Source organism: Vibrio sp. Y176 (assembly GCF_033438945.1).
Genome location: NZ_JAWOQS010000005.1, coordinates 383,018 through 404,447, shown reverse-complemented (window position 1 = coordinate 404,447; position 21,430 = coordinate 383,018). Strand labels below are relative to the sequence as shown.

Below are 21,430 nucleotides of genomic sequence, written 5' to 3'. Positions count from 1 at the left end.
TACGGCCAAGAGCAAGAAATCAACATCAGCGCAAAAGCGGGTGACGATATCGAAGAGCTTGCGACTTACATTAACGGTCAAACTGACCTAGTGAAAGCCTCAGTAGACCAAGACGGTAAACTGCAAATCTTTGCTGGCAACAACAAAGTCGAAGGCGAAGTCGAGTTTTCAGGCGGCCTATCTGGTGAGCTAGGTTTGGGCGAAGGTAAAAAAGTAACGGTAGATACTATCGACGTAACCTCAGTTGGTGGCGCACAAGAATCTGTTGCTATCATCGATGCAGCACTGAAATACGTAGACAGCCACCGCGCAGAGCTGGGTGCATTCCAGAACCGTTTCAACCACGCAATCAGCAATTTGGACAACATTAACGAGAACGTGAATGCGTCGAAGAGCCGTATCAAAGATACTGACTTCGCGAAAGAAACGACGGCAATGACCAAGTCACAAATTCTATCGCAAGCGTCAAGCTCAATCCTTGCGCAAGCGAAACAAGCGCCAAACTCAGCGCTAAGTCTGCTAGGTTAATTTCAAACCTAAGACGAGAACCTTATTGGCTCGTGGTGAGAGATGAGCGAGTAAACCCAGCTTCGGCTGGGTTTTTTTCTGTCTTTTGGGGCCCCAGGATTTCTGCGAATCACGACATTAGAGCTTCATCACATTTCAGTAAGCCAAAGAAAATAATCGCAAAAAATTGAAAATTTCTTCTAAAGGATATTCATCGGTCGCCGTTAAAGGGACTGAGAGAAATGAGATGTACCTAAGTGAGGTGAGAGACACGACGGTACATTCACTAAAGCCTTAAGGAGATCAATTATGGCGATTAACGTTAATACTAACGTTTCTGCGATGACTGCACAGCGTTACCTAAACCAGGCAGCTGACGGTCAACAAAAATCTATGGAGCGTTTGTCTTCGGGTTATAAAATCAATAGCGCGAAAGACGATGCTGCAGGTCTACAGATTTCAAACCGTTTGAATGCACAAAGCCGTGGCCTAGATATGGCAGTGAAAAACGCAAACGACGGTATTTCTATTGCACAGGTTGCTGAAGGTGCAATGAATGAATCTACCAACATCCTACAACGTATGCGTGATCTTTCGCTTCAATCGGCGAACGGCTCTAACTCAAAAGCAGAACGTGTAGCGATCCAAGAAGAAGTAACAGCGCTAAACGACGAGCTAAACCGTATTGCTGAAACTACCTCTTTCGGTGGTAACAAGCTTCTAAACGGTACTTACGGTACTCAATCTTTCCAAATCGGTGCGGACTCAGGTGAAGCCGTGATGCTTTCTATGGGTAACCTACGCTCAGACACTTCAGCAATGGGTGGTAAGAGCTACGCAGCAGAAGAGGGTAAAGACGCATCTTGGACTGTTGGTGAGAAAACAGAGTTCAAAATGAGCTACACCAACAAGCAGGGTGAAGAGAAAGAGCTATCAATCAGCGCTAAGCAAGGCGATGATATTGAGCAGCTAGCGACATACATCAACGGTCAAAACGATGATGTAAAAGCCTCTGTTGGCGAAGATGGCAAACTACAAGTATTTGCTTCTTCTCAAAAAGTTGAAGGTGATGTTGAGTTTTCTGGCAACCTAGCAGACGAGATCGGCTTTGGTGGCCCGAAAGACGTAACAGTGAAAGACATCGACGTAACCACAGTAGCTGGCTCTCAAGAAGCAGTAGCGGTTATCGACGGTGCTCTTAAGTCCGTAGACAGCCAACGAGCTTCACTCGGTGCTTTCCAAAACCGCTTCAACCACGCAATCAGCAACCTAGACAACATTAACGAGAACGTTAACGCGTCTAAAAGCCGTATTAAAGATACTGATTACGCGAAGGAAACCACTGCGATGACTAAGTCGCAAATTCTTCAGCAAGCAAGTACTTCAATCCTGGCTCAAGCGAAGCAGTCTCCATCTGCAGCGCTAAGCTTGTTGGGCTAAGTGGTAAACCCAGCCTGAGGTCAACACCTTAGTGCTGGGGCACCAAAGCGATAGATTCTATCGTTAGCCCATAAGGTGGAAGGGAGATTGTAATGGATATATCCTCCTACGCATCGAACATCCAGCCTTACGGCACGCCAAATGGCACAAAGTTTGCAAATAAAAATGGCAATGATATAGGCACGTCTAGCCCAGCAAATTCAAATGGTGAGATTTCGCCGCAAAAAGCGAAAAACACCGAATACGACTTCTCTGTTCAAGCTGCGCTCGAGATGGCTGAAAGCCGTCAAGAACTGAACAAAGAAGAACGTGAAAAATTGGTCGCGCAAATGAATGAATTTGTCACGTCCATAAACAAAGGAGTCGCATTTCGAGTGGATGAAGAATCCGGACGAGATGTGGTGACGATTTATGAAGCCAATACCGGTGACGTGATTCGTCAAATTCCTGATGAAGAAATGCTAGTGGTATTGCGTCGCCTAGCTGAGCACACAGCCAACAGCGGGTTGTTGACTGAAAAAGTGTAAGTCGTTTTTAGAGGTGATTTGATGAGTTTAGGCCCTTTGGGGATGTCTGGCGGCATGGATATTAATTCCATGGTCAGCAAAATTGTGGATGCCGAACGCGTACCAAAGCAGCAACGCATCGACAACGAACGCACGACAATTAATGCCAGTATCAGTGCTTACGGACGACTCAGAGAATCATTGGATACGATGAAAAATCTCATGGCGAACTTTCGTCAGGAGAAAGCATTTGCCGTTCGCACCGTCGAAACGACCAATGACAATATTGTATCTGCCACGGCAACCACAGATGCTATCGCTGGCAAATATGCTATCGATGTGTTGCAGCTTGCTCAGAGCCATAAAGTCGCTTCTGACGTATTGCCAGAAGACGCAAAATTTGGCCCTGGTAAGCTGCAGATTTCGCTTGGTGATGAGCGTTTTAATATCGATGTTCGTTCCCGATCTAAGCTCATCGATGTCGTACGTGGCATCAATGGCGCTAAAGATAACCCTGGCGTTCGTGCATCTCTTATTAACGACGTCGAAGGTCCACGCCTTATCCTTGCTTCTAACCTCTCTGGTAAGGATCATCAAATCAGAGTCAGTGTGGAGGCAGAAAAAGGCAACCCTCTTAAATATTTCGAATACCAAACACTTGAAGACCGCGTCAACGCGCTTGAAGAAGCTCGTTCAGCGGCGGAAGATGTCTTAGGTCCTCTTAAATTTCCGGAACAACCAGCAGAAGAGCTGGATGCAAACGGCAATCCTCTACCTCCAGAAGAGCAAAAAGCGGCAGACGATGTACAAGATGATGCATCGCAGGCGCCAATCTCTGCGGCGGGTGCAGAAGCAGCCAAAGCTGGTCAAGAAGCCATTGATGAAGCCAACCGACGCGCGAGCTTACGCCCTGAAGACAGAATTCCAGGGTGGACAGAAACTGCGTCAGGTACTTTGTTGGACTCTTATGAAGAACCAGAGCTCGAACTCGACGAAAAGGCAATAGAGAAGGCACCAGATGTACCAGGCTGGAATAATGCCGCATCGGGCACCCTAACCGATTCTTACGTTACGACGAAAGAGGCTAAGCAGCTTCTTGAGCAAGAAAAAGCGGAAATCGAGCAAAAAATTGCGAGTGAAAAGCAAGCGTTAGACGAAAAAGTGGCACGTGGTGAACTTTCCGAAGCGCAAGCTAAGCAAATTCATCGCGCTAAACTTGATCCTCAAGAACGTGAGCGTCTGGAAAAAATTGATGAAGCAGAAGCGAAAATCGCAAAGGCACAATCTGCTTTTGAAGAATACCTTGGAATGACAGAAGTACAAGCAGGGCAAGATTCAGAAGTTCTGCTTGATGGAGTGGCGAAGCTATCTAGCCACAACAATGTGATTGAAGATGCGATCGAAGGTGTTGATTTAACACTAAAAGGCAAATCAGAACCGAATAAACCGCCTGCTGAAATTGGTGTCGAGTACGACCGTCAAAGTGTACGCAACGATATCGAAAACTTTGTGGCAGCGTATAACTCGTTTTATCAAACCTCCCAAGCGTTGGCGAGTGTGGATCCGGTAACGGGTCAAAAAGGGCCGTTGTCAGGTGACAGCACCGTACGTAGTGCAGATTCACGATTAAAATCGGTCTTTTCTACTCGAATCGATAAAGCACCTGAAAACCTAAAGTCCTTAACAGAATTTGGCATTACGACCACACGTCAAGGCACCCTAGAAATCAACTATGACATGCTAGACCGCCAGTTGAACAATAACTTCAACGAGTTAGAAAAGTTCTTCGGTGGCAACACAGGTTTTGCTAAACGAGTAGAAGATGCGATTCACGGTATCACAGGTATTACAGGCAGTATTCGTACTCGAGAAAAAAGTCTCACAGAACAAAACTACCGTTTGAGTGACGATCAAGCGGCATTAGATCGCCGCATGGAAAGCCTAGAGAAGCGTACTCATGCGAAGTTTACCGCGATGCAAGATGCAACCGGTAAAATGCAAGGCCAGTTAGGCGCTTTGATGAGTGCGTTGGGTTAATAAATGCAAAAAGAACTCATGGAAATTAGTGATATAGATCAACTGATTACGCAAGAATTAGAAAAAATTGATTTTAATGCTGAAGAAATTCTTCGCTTGGTCGATATCAGGGAACGGTTATTGCAAAACCTGTTACCAATTATTCATCAAAATCCTTTGGTTAAGCAGGATGCAGAGTGGCAAGCGTTGCTAACTCGTACCAAAAGAATTGTCGAGCTGATGCAATCGGAAACGTCAAAGGTCGGAAAAGAGCTCCATAAGTTTCGTTATGGCCAGCGTTCACTTCAGCAGTACAAAAAATTTATTTAAAAGAGGATTACTATGCGCGGTTCTTTGCAAGCATACAAAAAGGTATCAGTCGACAGCCAGCTTAGCGCGGCTTCTCCGCACAAAGTCATTCAAATGCTTATGGCTGGTGCGATTGAGCGCCTTATTCAAGGTAAAGCAGCCATGCAAGCAGGCAATATTCCAGCAAAAGGTGAGCGCTTGGGTAAAGCGTTAGACATCATTATCGCGCTACGCAGCTGTCTATCTATGGATGACGGTGGTGATATTGCTTCAAACTTAGATTCACTGTATGAGTTTATGATCACGCAAATTTCTGCTGCTAACCATCAAAATGAGCCTCAGCTGATCGACGACGTTATCGACATTATCCGTGAGATCAAGTCCGCTTGGGACCAAATCCCAACAGAGTTTCATAATCTTACCGCTGCTGAAGTTGGTATTTAATAGTCAAAACAATGCGTTAAGATACTAGACGAATATATTTGTCAATTGCGCAACGAGTTGTGTAGCAAAGTTTCTATCAAGCTCACACCTCTCCATTGCTTGGTTGCCTTATTTTTATATTCAAATAAAATAGAAGCCATTAGTAGCCCTAATGGCTTTTTTGTTGCTGATTTTCCTATTTTGTCTATCGTAAATTGAGTGTGGTGGTTCTGCCTTCTTTAGCACCCAATTGCGCAAATCAAGGTTTGGCCGCAACGCACCTAAAATAAAGGCAATCATTCTTACTTATGCATGGTTTGGCAAAGCTGCTTGTAATTGATGATGACGCATCAAGTCGTTTAAATTTAAGCAATATATTGGAATTTGTTGGAGAAAATTGCGAAGCGGTCAGTTCTGATCAGCTCAGCGATGTTGATTGGTCTAGCGTATGGTCGTGCTGTATTGTTGGTAATATTCCAGCAGGTCAAGCGGCGAGTACGGTTATCTCTCATTTAAACAGCGCTTACCACATCCCTCTTCTAGTCATGGGCCGTTTTCCTTTGCCTGTTGATGATCTTCCAAATTTTGTTGGTGAACTAGAGCTGCCGCTTAATTACCCACAGCTTAGTGAAGCGTTACGCCACTGCAAAGATTTTCTGGGGCGAAAAGGAGTGAATGTTGTTGCTAGTGCACGCAAAAACACGCTTTTTCGCAGCTTAGTTGGTCAAAGTAGAGGTATTCAAGAAGTTCGACACCTGATTGAGCAAGTATCAAACACGGAAGCAAACGTGTTGATCTTAGGTGAGTCCGGTACGGGTAAAGAAGTTGTTGCGCGTAACATCCACTATCACTCTTCATACCGCGATGGCGCATTTGTACCTATTAACTGTGGTGCAATACCGCCTGAGCTCCTAGAAAGCGAATTATTTGGTCACGAAAAAGGCGCGTTTACTGGTGCGTTAACTGCCCGTAAAGGTCGATTTGAGCTCGCAGATGGTGGCACTATCTTTCTTGATGAGATTGGCGATATGCCAATGTCGATGCAAGTAAAGTTGCTTCGTGTATTGCAAGAACGCTGCTTTGAACGTGTAGGTGGCAATAGTACCATCAAGGTAAATGTTCGAGTTGTGGCGGCGACACACCGTAATCTAGAAAATATGATTGAAGAAGGTACGTTCCGAGAAGACTTGTTCTATCGTCTGAACGTGTTTCCAATTGAGATGCCAGCGCTGAAAGAGCGCAAACAAGATATACCATTGCTGCTGCAAGAACTGATGACACGTTTAGAGGCGGAGGGCGGACAACCTATCTGTTTTACACCTCGTGCAATCAACTCACTGATGGAGCATAACTGGCCGGGCAACGTACGCGAGTTGGCTAATCTTGTTGAGCGAATGATTATTCTGTATCCAAATAGCTTAGTGGATGTAAACCATCTACCAACCAAATATCGCTACAGTGACATCCCAGAGTTCCAACCAGAGAGCAATCCATTTGTTTCGGTGGAAGAGCAAGAGCGTGATGTATTCCAAGATATCTTCTCTGAAGATTTTAGCTTTGAAGATCAAGACGACCTTGATCACAGCATGAACGCCCCGCAAGCGCTGCCACCGGAAGGGGTTAATTTGAAAGAGCTGCTGGCTGATTTAGAAGTTAATATGATCAGCCAAGCATTAGAAGCGCAGGGTGGCGTTGTAGCAAGAGCGGCCGACATGCTGGGTATGCGACGTACTACGCTGGTGGAAAAAATGCGTAAGTACAACTTACAGCGCTAGGTAAAGTGAAGTTTTAAGACGATATCTGAATTATCACTTGTGCTAGTTAACATCGTTTTTCTGGCATCCAAAACCGTTACCTCTGAGTGTCAACTTATTGTCGATGGCTTAACGTCCTGAAAAATATAAAAAAATAGCTTGGTACGCTAATTGCTTACCAAGCTATTTTAGTTTTAGCGGCGATATTTCGACAGGCAGTAATGGATAACAACACCAATCAATCCCATTTAGATTCCGTAGAGAATCAGGTTGAGCGCTACAAACAGGTGCTCGATGTGATGCCTGCTGGAGTGATTTTGCTCGATACGTACGGAGTAGTGCGTGAAGCAAATCCAGAAGCGCACCGAATTCTTGAGATTCCACTGGTTAACGAAAAATGGTTCAACGTTATTCAGGCGGTGTTTGACCCACGTGAAGATGATGGCCATGAAGTTTCATTACGTAATGGCCGTAAAGTTCGACTCGCCATCTCGGCGTCCACAACAGGTCAATTGATCCTGATTACCGATTTAACCGAAACCCGTTTACTTCAAGCTCGTGTCAGTGATTTACAGCGCTTATCGTCGTTAGGACGTATGGTTGCGTCGCTTGCTCACCAAGTAAGAACGCCGCTGTCGAGCGCTATGTTATATGCATCCAATTTGGGAGCGCCAAATCTTCCTCCAGCGACAAAAGATCGCTTCCAAACCAAATTAATGGATCGACTGCACGATTTGGAAAAGCAGGTTAATGATATGCTGCTTTTTGCTAAAGGTGGTGATAATAAAGTCATTAAGCCATTTACGATTGCCCAGTTGGTAGCGGAATATCAGCCGATGGTCGAAACCGCGCTAAAAAACAACAGTATTGATTACTGCCTAGAAGTGGAAGAAGAACAAACTGAACTACTAGGCAATGCGAACGCCATTGCATCCGCATTGAGTAATCTGGTCATGAATGCGATTCAAATGTCTGGTAAAGAATCGCAAGTCGATATTTTTTTCCGCCCGGTAAATGGTGAGTTACGCATTTCTGTGCAAGACAGCGGACCGGGTGTGCCCGAAGAACTGCAAGCCAAAATCATGGAGCCATTTTTTACCACACGTTCTCAAGGAACTGGATTAGGGTTGGCAGTTGTTCAAATGGTTTGCCGTGCCCATGACGGTCGATTGGAGCTTATTTCAGAGCAGGGTGATGGAGCCTGCTTCACCATGTGCATTCCGCTAGAGCGAGTGCAAACAGAAGCGCAATAGGCGGCTTTTGGTAATAACAATTTCTGGAGAATCATAATGGCGCAAAGCAAAGTGCTGATCGTAGAAGACGATGAAGGTCTTCGTGAAGCCCTAGTCGATACTCTGGCTCTGGCAGGGTATAAGTGGTTGGAAGCGGACTGTGCTGAAGATGCACTGTTGAAGCTGAAATCGAATACGGTTGATATCGTCGTTTCTGATGTGCAAATGGCGGGTATGGGTGGCTTAGCTCTGCTCAAAAGCATCAAGCAGAATTGGCCTAACTTACCAGTATTGCTAATGACGGCGTACGCCAACATTGAAGATGCCGTGTCTGCAATGAAAGATGGCGCGATTGACTACATGGCGAAACCATTTGCACCAGAAGTGTTGCTAAATATGGTCAGTCGTTATGCACCGATAAAAAGTGATGACAACGGTGATGCAATCGTTGCTGATGAGAAAAGTCTGCGCTTACTCGCGTTGGCCGATAAAGTGGCACGTACAGATGCGAATGTTATGGTGCTAGGTCCGAGTGGCTCAGGTAAAGAAGTGATGTCGCGTTATATTCACAACGCGTCAAATCGTAAAAATGGTCCTTTTGTCGCAATTAACTGTGCCGCGATTCCTGACAATATGCTCGAAGCAACACTGTTTGGCTATGAAAAGGGCGCATTTACTGGTGCTGTTCAGGCATGCCCAGGAAAGTTTGAACAAGCGCAAGGTGGCACAATCTTACTTGATGAAATCAGTGAGATGGACTTGAACCTGCAAGCGAAGTTATTGCGTGTTTTGCAAGAGCGAGAAGTAGAGCGCCTAGGCAGTCGCAAAAGCATCAAGTTAGATGTTCGTGTGTTAGCGACGAGTAACCGTGATCTTAAGCAATACGTGTCAGAAGGAAACTTCAGAGAGGACTTATATTACCGCCTGAATGTATTCCCAATTGCGTGGCCTGCACTTAAAGAACGTAAAGGCGATATTGCACCGCTTGCCAAGCATCTTGCTGAGCGTCATTGCAGCAAAATGGGCATGCCAGTGCCTCAATTCTCGACCGTTGCGTTAGAAAAACTATTGCAATACCCTTGGCCAGGTAATGTTCGTGAATTGGATAACGTGGTTCAACGAGCGCTGATATTAAGTGAAAATGGCGACATCGATGCAGAGCACATTTTGCTTGAGGGCGTAGATTGGCAAGATGCCAATAGCTTGCAACACGTGGTGCAAAACGCAGATATGGTCGTGCCCAATGTTAAGCCAGTTGCTCAAGCTGAGAGTGTTAGCCGCCCAGTAACTGGTGGAGAAGGCTTAGGCAGCGAGCTGCGCGATCAAGAATACGCCATTATTTTGGAGACTTTGGTTGACTGTAATGGTCGACGCAAAGAAATGGCGGAGAAACTGGGTATAAGCCCTCGAACCTTGCGCTATAAGCTTGCCAAAATGCGTGATGCTGGTATAGATATCCCGAATTAACACAGACAACGGCCATAAGACGAAAAGTGTAAGTAAATTGATTGCTAATGTCTTATGGCACGTTAATTGCTGTGTCAATAATCAGTTTTGTTAATAGTCAATCTTTTGGCTTAGAGGTGCTAATGAAAATTGATGGTATTCAGGCAGAAATGCGCGCCATGATGGTAGAAGCAACCAATACGGCTCCTACTGCAAGTGGGGCGAAAGTTGGAGCGGATTTTAACGATCTCCTAACTAAAGCCATCAATAACGTGAACACACTTCAAAAAGCATCTGGTGATTTACAAACCCGTTTTGATCGTGGTGATGCCGATGTATCCCTTTCTGACGTTATGATCGCTCGTAACAAGTCTAGTGTCGCTTTTGATGCGACGGTTCAAATTCGCAATAAACTCGTTGAGGCATATAAAGACCTCATGAACATGCCAGTGTAATTTAGGTAATAAGTGTGGCAGACAAGTCTACAGATTTAACCGTCACTGAAGGCGGCTCAGATGGTGCACTGGTAGCAAGTTCCGATGTGGATGTGGAGAGTCAAAATCCAGATCTAGAGGAGCGTAGTGCGTCAAAATTCGATATGGCAGTGGGCGACCTCGATTTACTTCGTCAGGTTGTGCTTGTGCTGTCGATATCCATCTGTGTTGCATTGATCGTGATGCTGTTCTTTTGGGTCAAAGAACCGGAGATGCGCCCACTTGGTGCGTATGAGACCGAAGAATTGATCCCCGTTCTGGATTATCTGGACCAGCAGAAAATCAATTATAAGCTTGATGGCAATACTGTTTCTGTTGAATCGAGTGAGTACAACTCGATCAAACTTGGCATGGTTCGTTCCGGCGTTAACCAAGCTACAGAAGCAGGCGATGATATTTTGCTGCAAGACATGGGTTTTGGTGTTTCACAACGTCTCGAGCAAGAGCGTCTCAAACTCAGTCGAGAGCGCCAATTGGCTCAAGCAATTGAAGAAATGAAGCAAGTTCGCAAAGCACGAGTGTTATTGGCACTGCCAAAGCACAGCGTATTTGTGCGTCATAACCAAGAAGCGTCTGCGTCGGTATTTTTGACATTGTCGACAGGCACGAACCTTAAGCAGCAAGAAGTGGATTCTATTGTCGACATGGTAGCGAGTGCCGTGCCGGGAATGAAAACTTCTCGAATTACCGTCACAGATCAGCATGGCCGCTTACTCAGCTCAGGCTCCCAAGATCCTGCTTCTGCGGCGCGACGCAAAGAACAAGAATTAGAACGCAACCAAGAACAAGCGCTGCGCGAAAAAATTGATTCCGTACTATTACCGATTTTAGGTTATGGCAACTATACGGCGCAGGTTGACATCCAAATGGATTTCAGTGCGGTTGAACAAACTCGCAAACGCTTTGATCCGAACACCCCTGCGACCCGCAGTGAGTACGCACTCGAAGATTACAATAACGGTAACATGGTAGCGGGTATTCCGGGTGCGTTGAGTAATCAGCCTCCAGCGGATGCCTCAATTCCGCAAGATGTGGCTCAAATGAAAGATGGTTCTGTCATGGGGCAGGGGTCAGTTCGTAAAGAGTCCACGCGTAACTTTGAGCTAGATACCACCATCAGCCACGAGCGAAAGCAGACCGGGACGGTGGCTCGTCAGACCGTTTCTGTTGCGATTAAAGACCGTCGTCAAGTTAACCCTGATACGGGTGAAGTGACTTATACCCCAATGTCCGAATCTGAAATCAATGCCATTCGCCAAGTATTAATTGGTACTGTTGGCTTTGATCAAGGCCGTGGCGATTTGCTGAATGTATTGAGTGTAAAGTTTGCTGAGCCAGAGGCTGAGCAGCTAGAAGAACCACCAATTTGGGAGCACCCTAACTTCAGTGATTGGGTTCGTTGGTTCGCAAGTGCATTAGTGATTATTGTGGTTGTGTTGGTTCTGGTTCGCCCAGCAATGAAGAAATTGCTTAACCCTACCAGCGATGATGAAGACGAAATGTACGGACCAGACGGCTTGCCGATTGGTGCGGATGGTGAAACTAGCTTGATTGGCAGTGACATCGAAAGCAGCGAACTGTTCGAGTTTGGCTCAAGTATTGATTTGCCAAACCTTCATAAAGATGAAGATGTATTGAAAGCGGTTCGTGCTCTGGTTGCTAATGAACCTGAACTGGCTGCTCAAGTAGTGAAAAACTGGATGAATGACAATGGCTAACGATATCGTACCTCAAGATGACAACGCCGCGGGAATGCCAGTAGAGCTGGATGTTTCAACCATTACTGGCGAAGAAAAAGCGGCAATTTTGCTACTGAGCCTTAATGAACAAGATGCAGCTGGTATTATCCGTCACCTAGAACCAAAACAGGTTCAGCGTGTTGGTAGTGCGATGGCTCGCGCGAAGGATCTCAGCCAAGACAAGGTATCTGCTGTTCATCGTGCGTTTTTGGAGGATATCCAGAAATACACCAACATTGGTATGGGCAGTGAAGACTTTATGCGTAATGCACTGGTTGCCGCTCTTGGTGAAGACAAAGCCAACAACTTAGTTGACCAGATCCTACTTGGTACGGGCTCAAAAGGCTTGGATTCTTTGAAATGGATGGACCCACGCCAAGTGGCGAGCATTATTGTCAATGAACACCCACAGATTCAAACTATCGTATTGTCTTATTTAGAAGCAGACCAATCTGCAGAGATTTTGTCTCAGTTCCCTGAGCGCGTGCGTTTGGATCTGATGATGCGTATTGCCAACCTTGAAGAAGTTCAGCCATCAGCATTGGCAGAGCTGAACGAAATCATGGAGAAACAGTTCGCGGGTCAAGCGGGTGCACAAGCAGCCAAAATTGGCGGCCTGAAAGCAGCAGCGGAGATCATGAACTACCTAGACAACAACGTCGAAGGTTTGTTGATGGAGCAAATTCGCGATCAGGACGAAGACATGGCGACGCAAATCCAAGACCTAATGTTTGTCTTCGAAAACTTAGTCGAGGTGGACGACCAAGGTATTCAGAAGTTGCTGCGTGACGTACCACAAGACGTGTTGCAAAAAGCACTCAAAGGTGCAGATGACTCGTTACGTGAGAAAGTCTTCAAGAACATGTCTAAACGTGCTGCTGATATGATGCGTGATGACATAGAAGCGATGCCGCCAGTACGAGTGGCAGATGTAGAAGCCGCTCAGAAAGAAATCTTAGCAATTGCCCGTCGAATGGCGGATGCTGGTGAGCTCATGTTGTCTGGCGGTGCTGACGAATTCTTATAATTTCTATTGCTTCGCAATTATCCTATTGCGGAGCACCCTCACTTCTTAATCGAACACACAATAGGTAACCCATGGCTGGCGATAGAAAACGTGGATTTATCCGTCCTGATGAAGATGATTCGATGATCGAACCTCAACGTTGGGGGCTGCCTGATTATGGCGAGCCTAAAGCCAAACAAGCAAAACAAACCGCGTTCAACTATGACCCGGGATGGGTGCCGAATTTTGATGAGCCTGAAGAAGAGCAGCCACTTGCGCTAACCGAAGAGCAAATTGAACTGATTAAGCAAGGTGCTTATCAAGAAGGCTTACATCAAGGTCAGGAAGCTGGCTTTAAGCAAGGTTACGACAAAGGTAAAGAAGAAGGGTTGCAAGCCGGCCATGCTGAAGGTCTCGAGCTCGGAAAAGCTGAAGGGGTGACTGCAGGGCAAGAATACATTCAGCAGCAAGTTGAAACCTTTATGAACTTGGCCAATCAGTTTGCTCAACCTTTGGAGTTGATGAATGCTCAGGTTGAAAAGCAGCTGGTGGATATGGTGCTCTGCTTAGTCAAAGAAGTGGTGCACGTTGAAGTACAAACCAACCCTCAAATTATTTTAGATACAGTGAAGCAGTCGGTCGAAGCGCTACCAATATCAGGCCACCCTATTACCTTGCACCTGAATCCAGAAGATGTCGCGATTATTCGTTCAGCTTATGGTGAAGAAGACCTTAATTGTCGCAACTGGACGTTAGTTGCTGAGCCATCGCTCAATCGAGGTGATGTCCAGATTGAAGCCGGCGAATCAAGCATTAATTATCGCATGGAAGAACGCGTCAAAAGCGTATTGCACAGCTTTTGTGGCGCAAACCGTCATCAAGAGGGTGAGTAATCCATGCAAGCACTCGCTGACCGCTTAAAAAGCTACAAAGTTGAAGGCCTTACGACGCGCCCTGTCGCCTCTGGCAAACTGGTGCGTGTGGTTGGGTTAACGTTGGAAGCAACCGGCTGTCGCGCACCAATTGGCAGTTTATGCTTAGTGGAAACCATGTCAGGTCAGATGGAAGCCGAGGTTGTCGGCTTTTCAGGTGACAACCTATTTTTAATGCCAAGCGAACAAATTACGGGCATTTTACCTGGCGCGAGAGTCACCCCTTTAACCAGTGACGCTGGTTTGCCTGTCGGCATGGAGTTACTTGGGCGCGTGATAGACGGGGTTGGGAATCCACTTGATGGACTTGGCCCTTTGTATACCGATCACCGTGCCTCTTTTAATGCCGAGCCGATCAACCCGTTGGCTCGAAAACCAATTTCTGAACCGCTCGATGTTGGCCTAAAAGCCATCAATGGTTTGTTGACGGTTGGTAAAGGTCAGCGTATCGGTCTGTTTGCAGGTTCTGGTGTGGGTAAATCGGTCACGCTTGGCATGATGACGCGAGGCACCACCGCACAGGTTGTGGTCGTCGGCCTGATAGGTGAGCGTGGACGTGAAGTTAAAGAGTTCATCGAAGAGATCTTGGGTGAGGACGGTCGTCGCCGCTCAGTGGTGGTCGCGGCGCCTGCCGATACTTCACCTCTAATGCGCTTAAAGGGGTGCCAAACGGCATTAACGATTGCTGAATACTTCCGGGACCAAGGGTTAGATGTTCTGCTATTGATGGACTCGTTGACTCGTTTTGCACAAGCACAGCGTGAAATCGCACTTTCTGTTGGTGAGCCGCCAGCGACGAAAGGCTACCCGCCTTCTGTATTTGCCAAGCTGCCAGCGCTGGTTGAGCGAGCGGGTAATGGAAGTGCCGAACAAGGCTCGATTACGGCGTTCTTTACCGTGTTGACCGAAGGGGATGATTTGCAAGATCCGATAGCGGACGCATCGCGAGCCATTCTTGATGGCCATATTGTACTTTCTCGTGAAATGGCGGATGCAGGCCATTATCCGGCGATTGATGTCGAGAAGTCGGTGAGCCGTGTTATGCCGCAAATCACGACCGAAGAGCACGTTCTGATGTCAAAAGCGGTGCGACAGGTCTTGTCTATTTGTCGCAAGAATCAAGATTTGGTCTCGATTGGAGCGTACAAACCGGGTACCGATCCTGCTATTGATGGCGCATTTACTTTGAAACCGAAGTTAGACGAATACTTGCAGCAGAGCATGAAAGAATCAGTGCCATATGATATGTGCGTCAATATGCTTAGAAACATTTTGGGTGGGTGATAGCGCATGAATAATGCGATGGAGTTTCTACTTGAGCAAACTAAGGATCGTGAAGACCAAGCTGTGCTTGCACTGAACAAAGCGCGTTCTGAACTCGAAGATTATTACCGTCAGGTTGAACAAATTGAAAAGTATCGGCTTGATTATTGCCAGCAGCTCGTCGACCGTGGTCAGGCGGGCCTAACGGCAAGTCAATATGGACACTTAAATCGATTCCTTACCCAGCTAGATGAAACTTTATCTAAGCAAAAGCAAGCAGAAAGTCATTTCAAAGAGCAGGTTGAAAACTGTAAAGAATATTGGTTAACCGTGCGTAAAGAACGCAAATCCTATGAGTGGATGATAGACAAACGCGAAAAAGAGAAACAACTTGCTGAAGCTAAGCGCGAACAAAAGCAAATGGACGAGTTTTCCACCTTACTTTACAGTCGAAAACCACATCGTTTCTAAAGGTTATCGGTTCGATATTGCATTACGGTGTTGCAGTTGACTACATCTCTACCGATTCAAGTAAGGTAACTTTGATTGAGTCTTGTTCAATTAGCTCAAATACCTTCGGTCGAATCTCGCGAACCCACCACTCGTTGTATGTTTTTTCGTAGAGAACCTGGCGTGCTTGTTCATTGTCGAACTCTCTAAGCCAAACAAAATAGTCATGTCCATCATCACCAGTGTGGACGTAAGTATTCAGTACACGCATGCCTTGTGAGCGTTGATAGGGCAACAGTTCTTCCTTCATCCAACTTAGCCACTGTTCTGTTTTGCCTGCTCTGATTCTATATTGGCGTAATTCTGTGATCTTCAAAGTGATTCCTTAATTGTTAAGCCAAGTGTCTGTTTACGCTTATCGTTTTTCAAAGTCAATCAAGTAGCTGTACATCATGTTAGGAACCAGGTTATCGGATAGTATTGTTGATGTTTGTTCCATAAACATGCCATCTATTAGCTTGCCGAGAATTGGCTCAATATTGTGGTGTGATTTTTGCATTTTAGCTGTCAGTGTCGGGTCTTTTTGACCTTAGTTTGCCGCCAGTATTGCTGCCTGCCAGCGATATACTCAGAGCCACGAGAACGAGAGTTTCTAAATGAGTGTGAATTTGTCCCATGTATCTGCGACTACCAAGACGCCAGTTTCTGATGTGTCCGCTAAAGCGTCCGCAGAGAGCACTGAGAGCAAGGGATTTTTAGAAACGTTAACCGATGCGTTTGCTGGTAAACAAAAGCCCGAAAAAGTAGCAACAGAATCGACAGTGGTTGAAGAAAAAGAAAGAGCGGATGTAGGCAGTACTTCTTCTGCTAACGTCTCGGACGAATTGTTGGCGCAAGAAAGCCAAGAATCCGTCAGTGACGAGACCCATGGTTTTGATGAAATATCAGCAAACAAACCGAATGCAACCTTAAGTGAAGAAGCAAGTTTACAAAAGGCGAGTAACAGCACACCTTTGGAGAATGATGTTGAAGCTATTGAAAAAGTGAAATCAACATCAGTCGATACGAGCAACCCATCAAATACAATGGACGTAAAAAGCACGATGGGCGAAGGACAACAGCTTCTTGGTCGAATTGAACAAGCGAATCAAACCCTGAATGCGAGTAATGCATCCATCGATAGTGGCAAAGTTTTGCCTCAGAGAGCGAATTTAGTGCATTCGTTCCACGAGCAAGCAACCGTTTCGACAAACCTTGATGAGCTGGCTTTGAATGAAACGCCATTAGTTCATTCGCTTGAACAAGCACAGATGATCCCAGGGCAAGACTTAGAGCCAATTTTAGATAAGAATGGTCAACCTATCGATGTCGACAAACTCTCGTCTGAGTTTGCTGCTTGGCAAGAGCTAGCGAAACAAGCCAGCCATCCGACGACTAAGAGCGCAGTCAGTGGTGAAGTAGCTAATGATCTGTCGCCGTTGTTAACAGACGTTGATGGTTCCAACATCGACGCGCTTCCACGAGTCTCCTTGGATGAACTTGAAGTTATAGATACTAAGTTGGCGCAAGGAAAACCACTGACTCAGCAAGAAGCTCAGATCATTGAAGGGTTGAAACAAGGAAGGATCACGGCGGATATTCCTGATCAAGACCTTGCCCAATTTGTTGCGCTCCCTAATGACATTAAACAGATTCTCGCAGAGCAACAAGTACAACATAATTTAACTCGCCAGGCTGGACCTATGGCAGTGTCTCAGCAAATCCAGCATACAGCGGCTCAAGTACCCCAGCCACAAACTGCTCATAGTGGAGATAAAGTCGCATTATCTCCAACGCCCGATACGTTGATAGCCGCGCAAGTGCCGACGTCGCTTCAAGGTGTGAAAGACGGAGAGATTAGCCAGAAAGTGATGAACGCAGCATTGGCGACTGGTGCGCTAAAGGCGACTGCTGATAAACAAGATAAGCCGGACCTCCAACATGGCTTCGCTGGACAGCTTCAGGCTATGGCAGGTCAGCAAGGAATTAATGTGCAGCAACAAGCGCGTATTGATGCTGCACAACAAGCTCAGCTTCCGTTGCAACTAACTAAAGAGCTAGCCAACGAGCAAGTTGCGGAAAAAGTGCAAATGATGATGTCGAAGAATCTGAAAAATCTCGATATTCGTCTTGATCCACCAGAGTTAGGTCGTATGCAAATTCGTATGACCATGAATAATGACGTTGCCAATGTACATTTTACAGTGAACAACCCGCAAGCTCGTGACATTATTGAACAGACGCTCCCTCGTTTGAGAGAAATGCTAGCGCAACAAGGTATGCAGCTGGCTGATTCTTCCGTCCAGCAACAAAACAGCGGGCAACAGCAAGGTAGGTATACTGCTGAACAACATGGTCAAAGCGCGCAAAGTGGCGGTTTTTCTGGACAGTCCGAAGAGGGTTTTGAATCTGATGTCAATCTGGATTTGAATGTCGCTTCAAAGCGTGATGGAATTAGTTTTTACGCATAAAAGGCCGTTTAACGGCAATGGAATATGGTTACCAAGCAACTCACTAAAACGTCTTGGTAACTCAAAAGAACAATAAGAGACAAGAATGGCAGAAGAACAGTTACAAGGGGCCGATGCGCCGAAAGGAAAAAGCAAGTTACTTATCATCATCATCGCTGTTGTAGTATTACTACTTGGTGGCGGGGCAGCGGCATTTTTTCTAATGGGCTCTGATGAACCTGCTCAGGCTGAATCGTCTCAACAGGCTCAAGTGAAGGCATCGGATGCTGCGCCCATCGCGTATGTGAATCTTCCTCAGGCATTTGTATTTAACGTTACTGGGGATAGCCGCGATAGGCTGGTTCAAATTAAAGCGCAGTTAATGGTTCGCGGTGCAGAAAATGAAGAGTTGGCGCGGTATCATTCGCCACTGATTGAAAGCTCTATGCTATCAACGTTTGCTTCCGCGACGGTTGATCAATTGCGCTCTCCTACAGGACGAGTGGAGTTGCGCGATCGTGCTTCCGAAGATATCAAAGCAGCGCTGAATGCTGCGGTCGGTAAGCCAGTGATTGAAAAAGTACTGTTTACAGATTTTGTTATTCAATAGGTAAAACGTGACCGATCTATTAAGCCAAGACGAAATTGATGCGCTATTGCATGGGGTTGACGATGTTGATGACGTCGATGAACCGATAGAAAACGACACTGAGGGTGCCGTCAATTTTGATTTCTCGTCGCAAGACAGAATCGTACGTGGTCGAATGCCGACGCTCGAACTTATCAACGAGCGCTTTGCACGGCACATGCGTATTAGTCTGTTTAATATGCTGCGTAAAACGGCAGAGGTGTCGATCAATGGCGTGCAGATGATGAAGTTTGGTGAATACCAGAACACATTGTACGTGCCAACCAGTTTGAACATGGTGCGTTTTCGTCCGTTAAAAGGCACTGCGTTGATCACCATGGAGGCTCGTTTAGTCTTTATTCTGGTAGAAAACTTCTTTGGCGGTGATGGTCGATTCCACGCCAAAATCGAAGGCCGCGAATTTACCCCAACGGAACGCCGCATCATTCAGTTGTTACTGAAAATTGTATTTGAAGATTATAAAGAAGCGTGGTCGCCAGTGATGGGGGTAGAGTTCGAATATCTCGACTCTGAAGTAAACCCAAGTATGGCAAACATTGTCAGCCCGACAGAAGTGATTGTCGTGAGTTCCTTCCATATAGAAGTTGACGGCGGTGGCGGCGATTTTCATGTCGTTATGCCTTACTCCATGGTTGAGCCTATCCGTGAACTATTGGATGCAGGTGTTCAGTCCGACAAGATGGAAACGGACGTTCGCTGGAGCTCAGCACTACGTGAAGAGATCATGGATTGTCCGGTTAACTTCCGCGTGAACTTGCTCGAAAAAGACATTTCTTTGCGTGACCTCATGGAGCTGCAACCGGGCGATATCATCCCGATTGAAATGCCAGAACATGCGACGATGTTTGTAGAAGACCTACCGACCTATCGCGTAAAAATGGGTCGTTCGGAAGACAAATTAGCGGTGCAAATTTCTGAGGAAATTGAGCGCCCACATGTCGTCAAAACAGATTTAGCTTTCTTAGGTAAAGACATCATGTCCGAGCTTGAGAGTGAAGACGATATAGACCATTAAGATACCTTATTAAACAGACATGCTATGGCATGAGTAAGGCGTAACACAGGATAGAAAAATGGAACCAAGTGACGATCAAAAGCTAGCAGACGAATGGGCAGCCGCTCTTGGCGAAGACCCGTCTGCCCCTTCTGTAGACGTAGATGAAGTATTGGCTGCGCCACTGGAAGAGCTAAAAGACACTTCAAGCCCAATTAGCGAAGATGAGCGTCGTAAACTCGACACTATTATGGATATCCCGGTGACGATTTCGATGGAAGTCGGTCGTTCTCAAATTAGCATTCGGAACCTGTTGCAGCTTAACCAAGGTTCGGTTGTTGAGTTGGATCGTCTAGCCGGTGAGTCGCTCGACGTATTGGTTAACGGTACTTTGATTGCTCACGGCGAAGTCGTGGTCGTCAACGATAAGTTTGGTATCCGTTTGACGGATGTGATCAGCCAAACTGAACGAATTAAGAAGCTGCGTTAAGATGAGTCGTTCAATCAAAATGCGATTGAAGCAAATCACTGGAGCACTGAGCTTAATGCTAAGTGCTCCTTATGCATTTGCTGCCGCACCAAATAATCTGGATCTTGCGACGACACTTGGCTCGCTTGTGCTTGTAATCGGTGTGATTCTTTTGCTGGCTTGGTTGCTGAAACGTATGCAAGTGCCAGCGATGGGACAACAAAAGGGCTTGCGTATAGTGAGTCAGTTGCCAGTGGGTACAAAAGAAAGAATCGCAGTAGTTCAAGTGGGTGAAGAACAGTTTTTGGTTGGGATTACTAGCCAATCGATCCAAACTTTAGCCAAGTTAGATAAGCCACTGAAAGAGGAAGAGTTGGCGACCAATGCTTTTGCGACTCAATTTAGCCAGCTGATCAAAAAATATGACAAAGGGTAATCCAATTCGTTTGCTCCTGAGTACGTTGTTACTTTTTGTCGGCGTGCTGTTTTCTTCATTTACCTTTGCTGAAGCAGAGGAGTCAGCGCTGCCAGATAACTTAGCCGATGGAAGTAGTGTTACAGTTCAGGCTATGCAAAGTGATACTGGTGCTAGCCGTGCTATGTCCGTTTCTAGTGGCGGTGGTATTCCAGCATTCACCATGACCACGAACCCTGATGGCAGTGAAGACTACTCGGTTACACTACAAATTTTAGCGTTAATGACCATGCTTGGCTTCTTGCCTGCCATGGTGATTCTGATGACCTCGTTCACTCGAATTGTGGTGGTGATGTCGATATTGCGTCAGGCAATGGGTTTGCAACAAACGCCTTCTAATCAGGTTATTATTGGTATTGCGCTGTTTTTGACCTTTTTTGTTATGTCTCCTGTCCTGAACGAAATCAACGACAAAGCTGTTCAGCCTTATTTGAACGAGCAAGTCACGGCGCGAGAAGCGTTTGATGCTGCACAAGCGCCAATGAAAGCATTTATGCTTAAGCAGACCCGAATCAAAGATTTGGAGACGTTTGTAACCATGTCAGGAGAGCAAGTCGAGAATCCAGAAGATGTGTCGATGGCGGTGTTGATTCCGGCTTTTATCACCTCAGAGCTAAAAACTGCATTCCAAATTGGCTTTATGCTCTTCTTGCCGTTTTTGATTATTGACCTTGTAGTCGCTTCGGTACTGATGGCAATGGGTATGATGATGTTGTCACCAATGATTGTTTCGTTGCCGTTCAAGTTGATGTTGTTCGTATTGGTCGATGGTTGGAACTTGATACTCTCGACACTCGCGGGCAGCTTTGCCCTTTAGTTAAGCGCAGATAGAGGATA

General features: G+C 46.1%; 22 protein-coding genes. 21 read left to right on the top strand and 1 reads right to left on the bottom strand.

The window, feature by feature from the left end; genetic code table 11:
* From R7O13_RS15475 to fliJ, 15 genes are all read left to right on the top strand, one after another.
* A partial coding sequence (locus R7O13_RS15475; RefSeq protein ID WP_206946719.1) for a flagellin occupies window positions 1-528 on the top strand: 528 nt, incomplete at its 5' end.
* 288 nt (window positions 529-816) lie between these two features.
* The gene (locus R7O13_RS15470) at window positions 817-1,947 is read left to right on the top strand and encodes a flagellin (RefSeq protein ID WP_005380449.1); all 1,131 of its coding nucleotides are present in this window, start codon (window positions 817-819) and stop codon (window positions 1,945-1,947) included.
* A gap of 92 nt (window positions 1,948-2,039) precedes the next feature.
* Window positions 2,040-2,474, top strand: coding sequence for a flagellar protein FlaG (gene flaG, locus R7O13_RS15465; protein WP_005380451.1), 435 nt, complete (start codon window positions 2,040-2,042; stop codon window positions 2,472-2,474).
* Between the two features lie 21 nt (window positions 2,475-2,495).
* Window positions 2,496-4,490 carry a flagellar filament capping protein FliD gene (gene fliD, locus R7O13_RS15460; RefSeq protein ID WP_047102855.1) on the top strand — a complete coding sequence of 665 codons (1,995 nt, stop codon included), beginning with the start codon at window positions 2,496-2,498 and terminating at the stop codon, window positions 4,488-4,490.
* A 3-nt stretch (window positions 4,491-4,493) separates the two neighbouring features.
* A complete protein-coding gene (locus R7O13_RS15455; RefSeq protein ID WP_005380456.1) occupies window positions 4,494-4,799 on the top strand; it encodes a flagellar protein FliT in 306 nt (101 codons plus the stop codon).
* A gap of 12 nt (window positions 4,800-4,811) precedes the next feature.
* Window positions 4,812-5,222 carry a flagellar export chaperone FliS gene (gene fliS, locus R7O13_RS15450; protein ID WP_005380457.1) on the top strand — a complete coding sequence of 137 codons (411 nt, stop codon included), beginning with the start codon at window positions 4,812-4,814 and terminating at the stop codon, window positions 5,220-5,222.
* A gap of 287 nt (window positions 5,223-5,509) precedes the next feature.
* A complete protein-coding gene (locus R7O13_RS15445) occupies window positions 5,510-6,976 on the top strand; it encodes a sigma-54 dependent transcriptional regulator (RefSeq protein WP_005384490.1) in 1,467 nt (488 codons plus the stop codon).
* 200 nt (window positions 6,977-7,176) lie between these two features.
* The gene (locus R7O13_RS15440; RefSeq protein ID WP_005380459.1) at window positions 7,177-8,208 is read left to right on the top strand and encodes a sensor histidine kinase; all 1,032 of its coding nucleotides are present in this window, start codon (window positions 7,177-7,179) and stop codon (window positions 8,206-8,208) included.
* A gap of 36 nt (window positions 8,209-8,244) precedes the next feature.
* Window positions 8,245-9,654 carry a sigma-54-dependent transcriptional regulator gene (locus R7O13_RS15435; protein WP_213971547.1) on the top strand — a complete coding sequence of 470 codons (1,410 nt, stop codon included), beginning with the start codon at window positions 8,245-8,247 and terminating at the stop codon, window positions 9,652-9,654.
* 122 nt (window positions 9,655-9,776) lie between these two features.
* Window positions 9,777-10,088: a flagellar hook-basal body complex protein FliE gene (gene fliE / locus R7O13_RS15430; protein WP_005384482.1), complete on the top strand. Its 312-nt coding sequence runs from the start codon at window positions 9,777-9,779 to the stop codon at window positions 10,086-10,088.
* Between the two features lie 14 nt (window positions 10,089-10,102).
* Window positions 10,103-11,845: a flagellar basal-body MS-ring/collar protein FliF gene (gene fliF, locus R7O13_RS15425; protein WP_053306693.1), complete on the top strand. Its 1,743-nt coding sequence runs from the start codon at window positions 10,103-10,105 to the stop codon at window positions 11,843-11,845.
* Entirely contained in the window at window positions 11,838-12,893 is a 1,056-nt protein-coding gene (gene fliG, locus R7O13_RS15420; RefSeq protein ID WP_005380470.1) for a flagellar motor switch protein FliG, read from the top strand. The genes fliF and fliG overlap by 8 nt, the downstream gene beginning before the upstream one ends.
* 71 nt (window positions 12,894-12,964) lie before the next feature.
* Window positions 12,965-13,765, top strand: coding sequence for a flagellar assembly protein FliH (gene fliH / locus R7O13_RS15415; RefSeq protein WP_005394317.1), 801 nt, complete (start codon window positions 12,965-12,967; stop codon window positions 13,763-13,765).
* A gap of 3 nt (window positions 13,766-13,768) precedes the next feature.
* On the top strand, window positions 13,769-15,088 hold the full coding sequence (gene fliI, locus R7O13_RS15410; RefSeq protein ID WP_318304192.1) for a flagellar protein export ATPase FliI: 1,320 nt from the start codon (window positions 13,769-13,771) through the stop codon (window positions 15,086-15,088).
* A gap of 6 nt (window positions 15,089-15,094) precedes the next feature.
* Window positions 15,095-15,538 carry a flagellar export protein FliJ gene (gene fliJ / locus R7O13_RS15405; protein WP_005380474.1) on the top strand — a complete coding sequence of 148 codons (444 nt, stop codon included), beginning with the start codon at window positions 15,095-15,097 and terminating at the stop codon, window positions 15,536-15,538.
* A 40-nt stretch (window positions 15,539-15,578) separates the two neighbouring features.
* Here the strand turns inward: fliJ and R7O13_RS15400 are convergent, their stop codons facing one another.
* Complete coding sequence (locus R7O13_RS15400) at window positions 15,579-15,893, bottom strand: NIPSNAP family protein (protein ID WP_213876293.1); 315 nt, start codon at window positions 15,891-15,893, stop codon at window positions 15,579-15,581.
* Window positions 15,894-16,173: 280 nt separating this feature from the next.
* Between R7O13_RS15400 and R7O13_RS15395 the strand changes: the two genes are divergently transcribed.
* The 6 genes from R7O13_RS15395 to fliP all read left to right on the top strand — a co-directional run bounded on the left by R7O13_RS15395 (window position 16,174) and on the right by fliP (window position 21,410).
* Window positions 16,174-18,027, top strand: a complete 1,854-nt coding sequence (locus R7O13_RS15395; protein WP_318304189.1) for a flagellar hook-length control protein FliK — start codon at window positions 16,174-16,176, stop codon at window positions 18,025-18,027.
* Window positions 18,028-18,112: 85 nt separating this feature from the next.
* Window positions 18,113-18,616 carry a flagellar basal body-associated protein FliL gene (gene fliL, locus R7O13_RS15390; RefSeq protein ID WP_005380477.1) on the top strand — a complete coding sequence of 168 codons (504 nt, stop codon included), beginning with the start codon at window positions 18,113-18,115 and terminating at the stop codon, window positions 18,614-18,616.
* A 7-nt stretch (window positions 18,617-18,623) separates the two neighbouring features.
* Window positions 18,624-19,670 carry a flagellar motor switch protein FliM gene (gene fliM / locus R7O13_RS15385; protein WP_005380478.1) on the top strand — a complete coding sequence of 349 codons (1,047 nt, stop codon included), beginning with the start codon at window positions 18,624-18,626 and terminating at the stop codon, window positions 19,668-19,670.
* Between the two features lie 58 nt (window positions 19,671-19,728).
* Window positions 19,729-20,139, top strand: coding sequence for a flagellar motor switch protein FliN (gene fliN, locus R7O13_RS15380; RefSeq protein WP_005380479.1), 411 nt, complete (start codon window positions 19,729-19,731; stop codon window positions 20,137-20,139).
* Window position 20,140: 1 nt separating this feature from the next.
* The gene (gene fliO, locus R7O13_RS15375; RefSeq protein WP_262665345.1) at window positions 20,141-20,554 is read left to right on the top strand and encodes a flagellar biosynthetic protein FliO; all 414 of its coding nucleotides are present in this window, start codon (window positions 20,141-20,143) and stop codon (window positions 20,552-20,554) included.
* Window positions 20,541-21,410, top strand: coding sequence for a flagellar type III secretion system pore protein FliP (gene fliP / locus R7O13_RS15370; RefSeq protein WP_005380487.1), 870 nt, complete (start codon window positions 20,541-20,543; stop codon window positions 21,408-21,410). The genes fliO and fliP overlap by 14 nt, the downstream gene beginning before the upstream one ends.
* Window positions 21,411-21,430 lie beyond the last annotated feature (20 nt).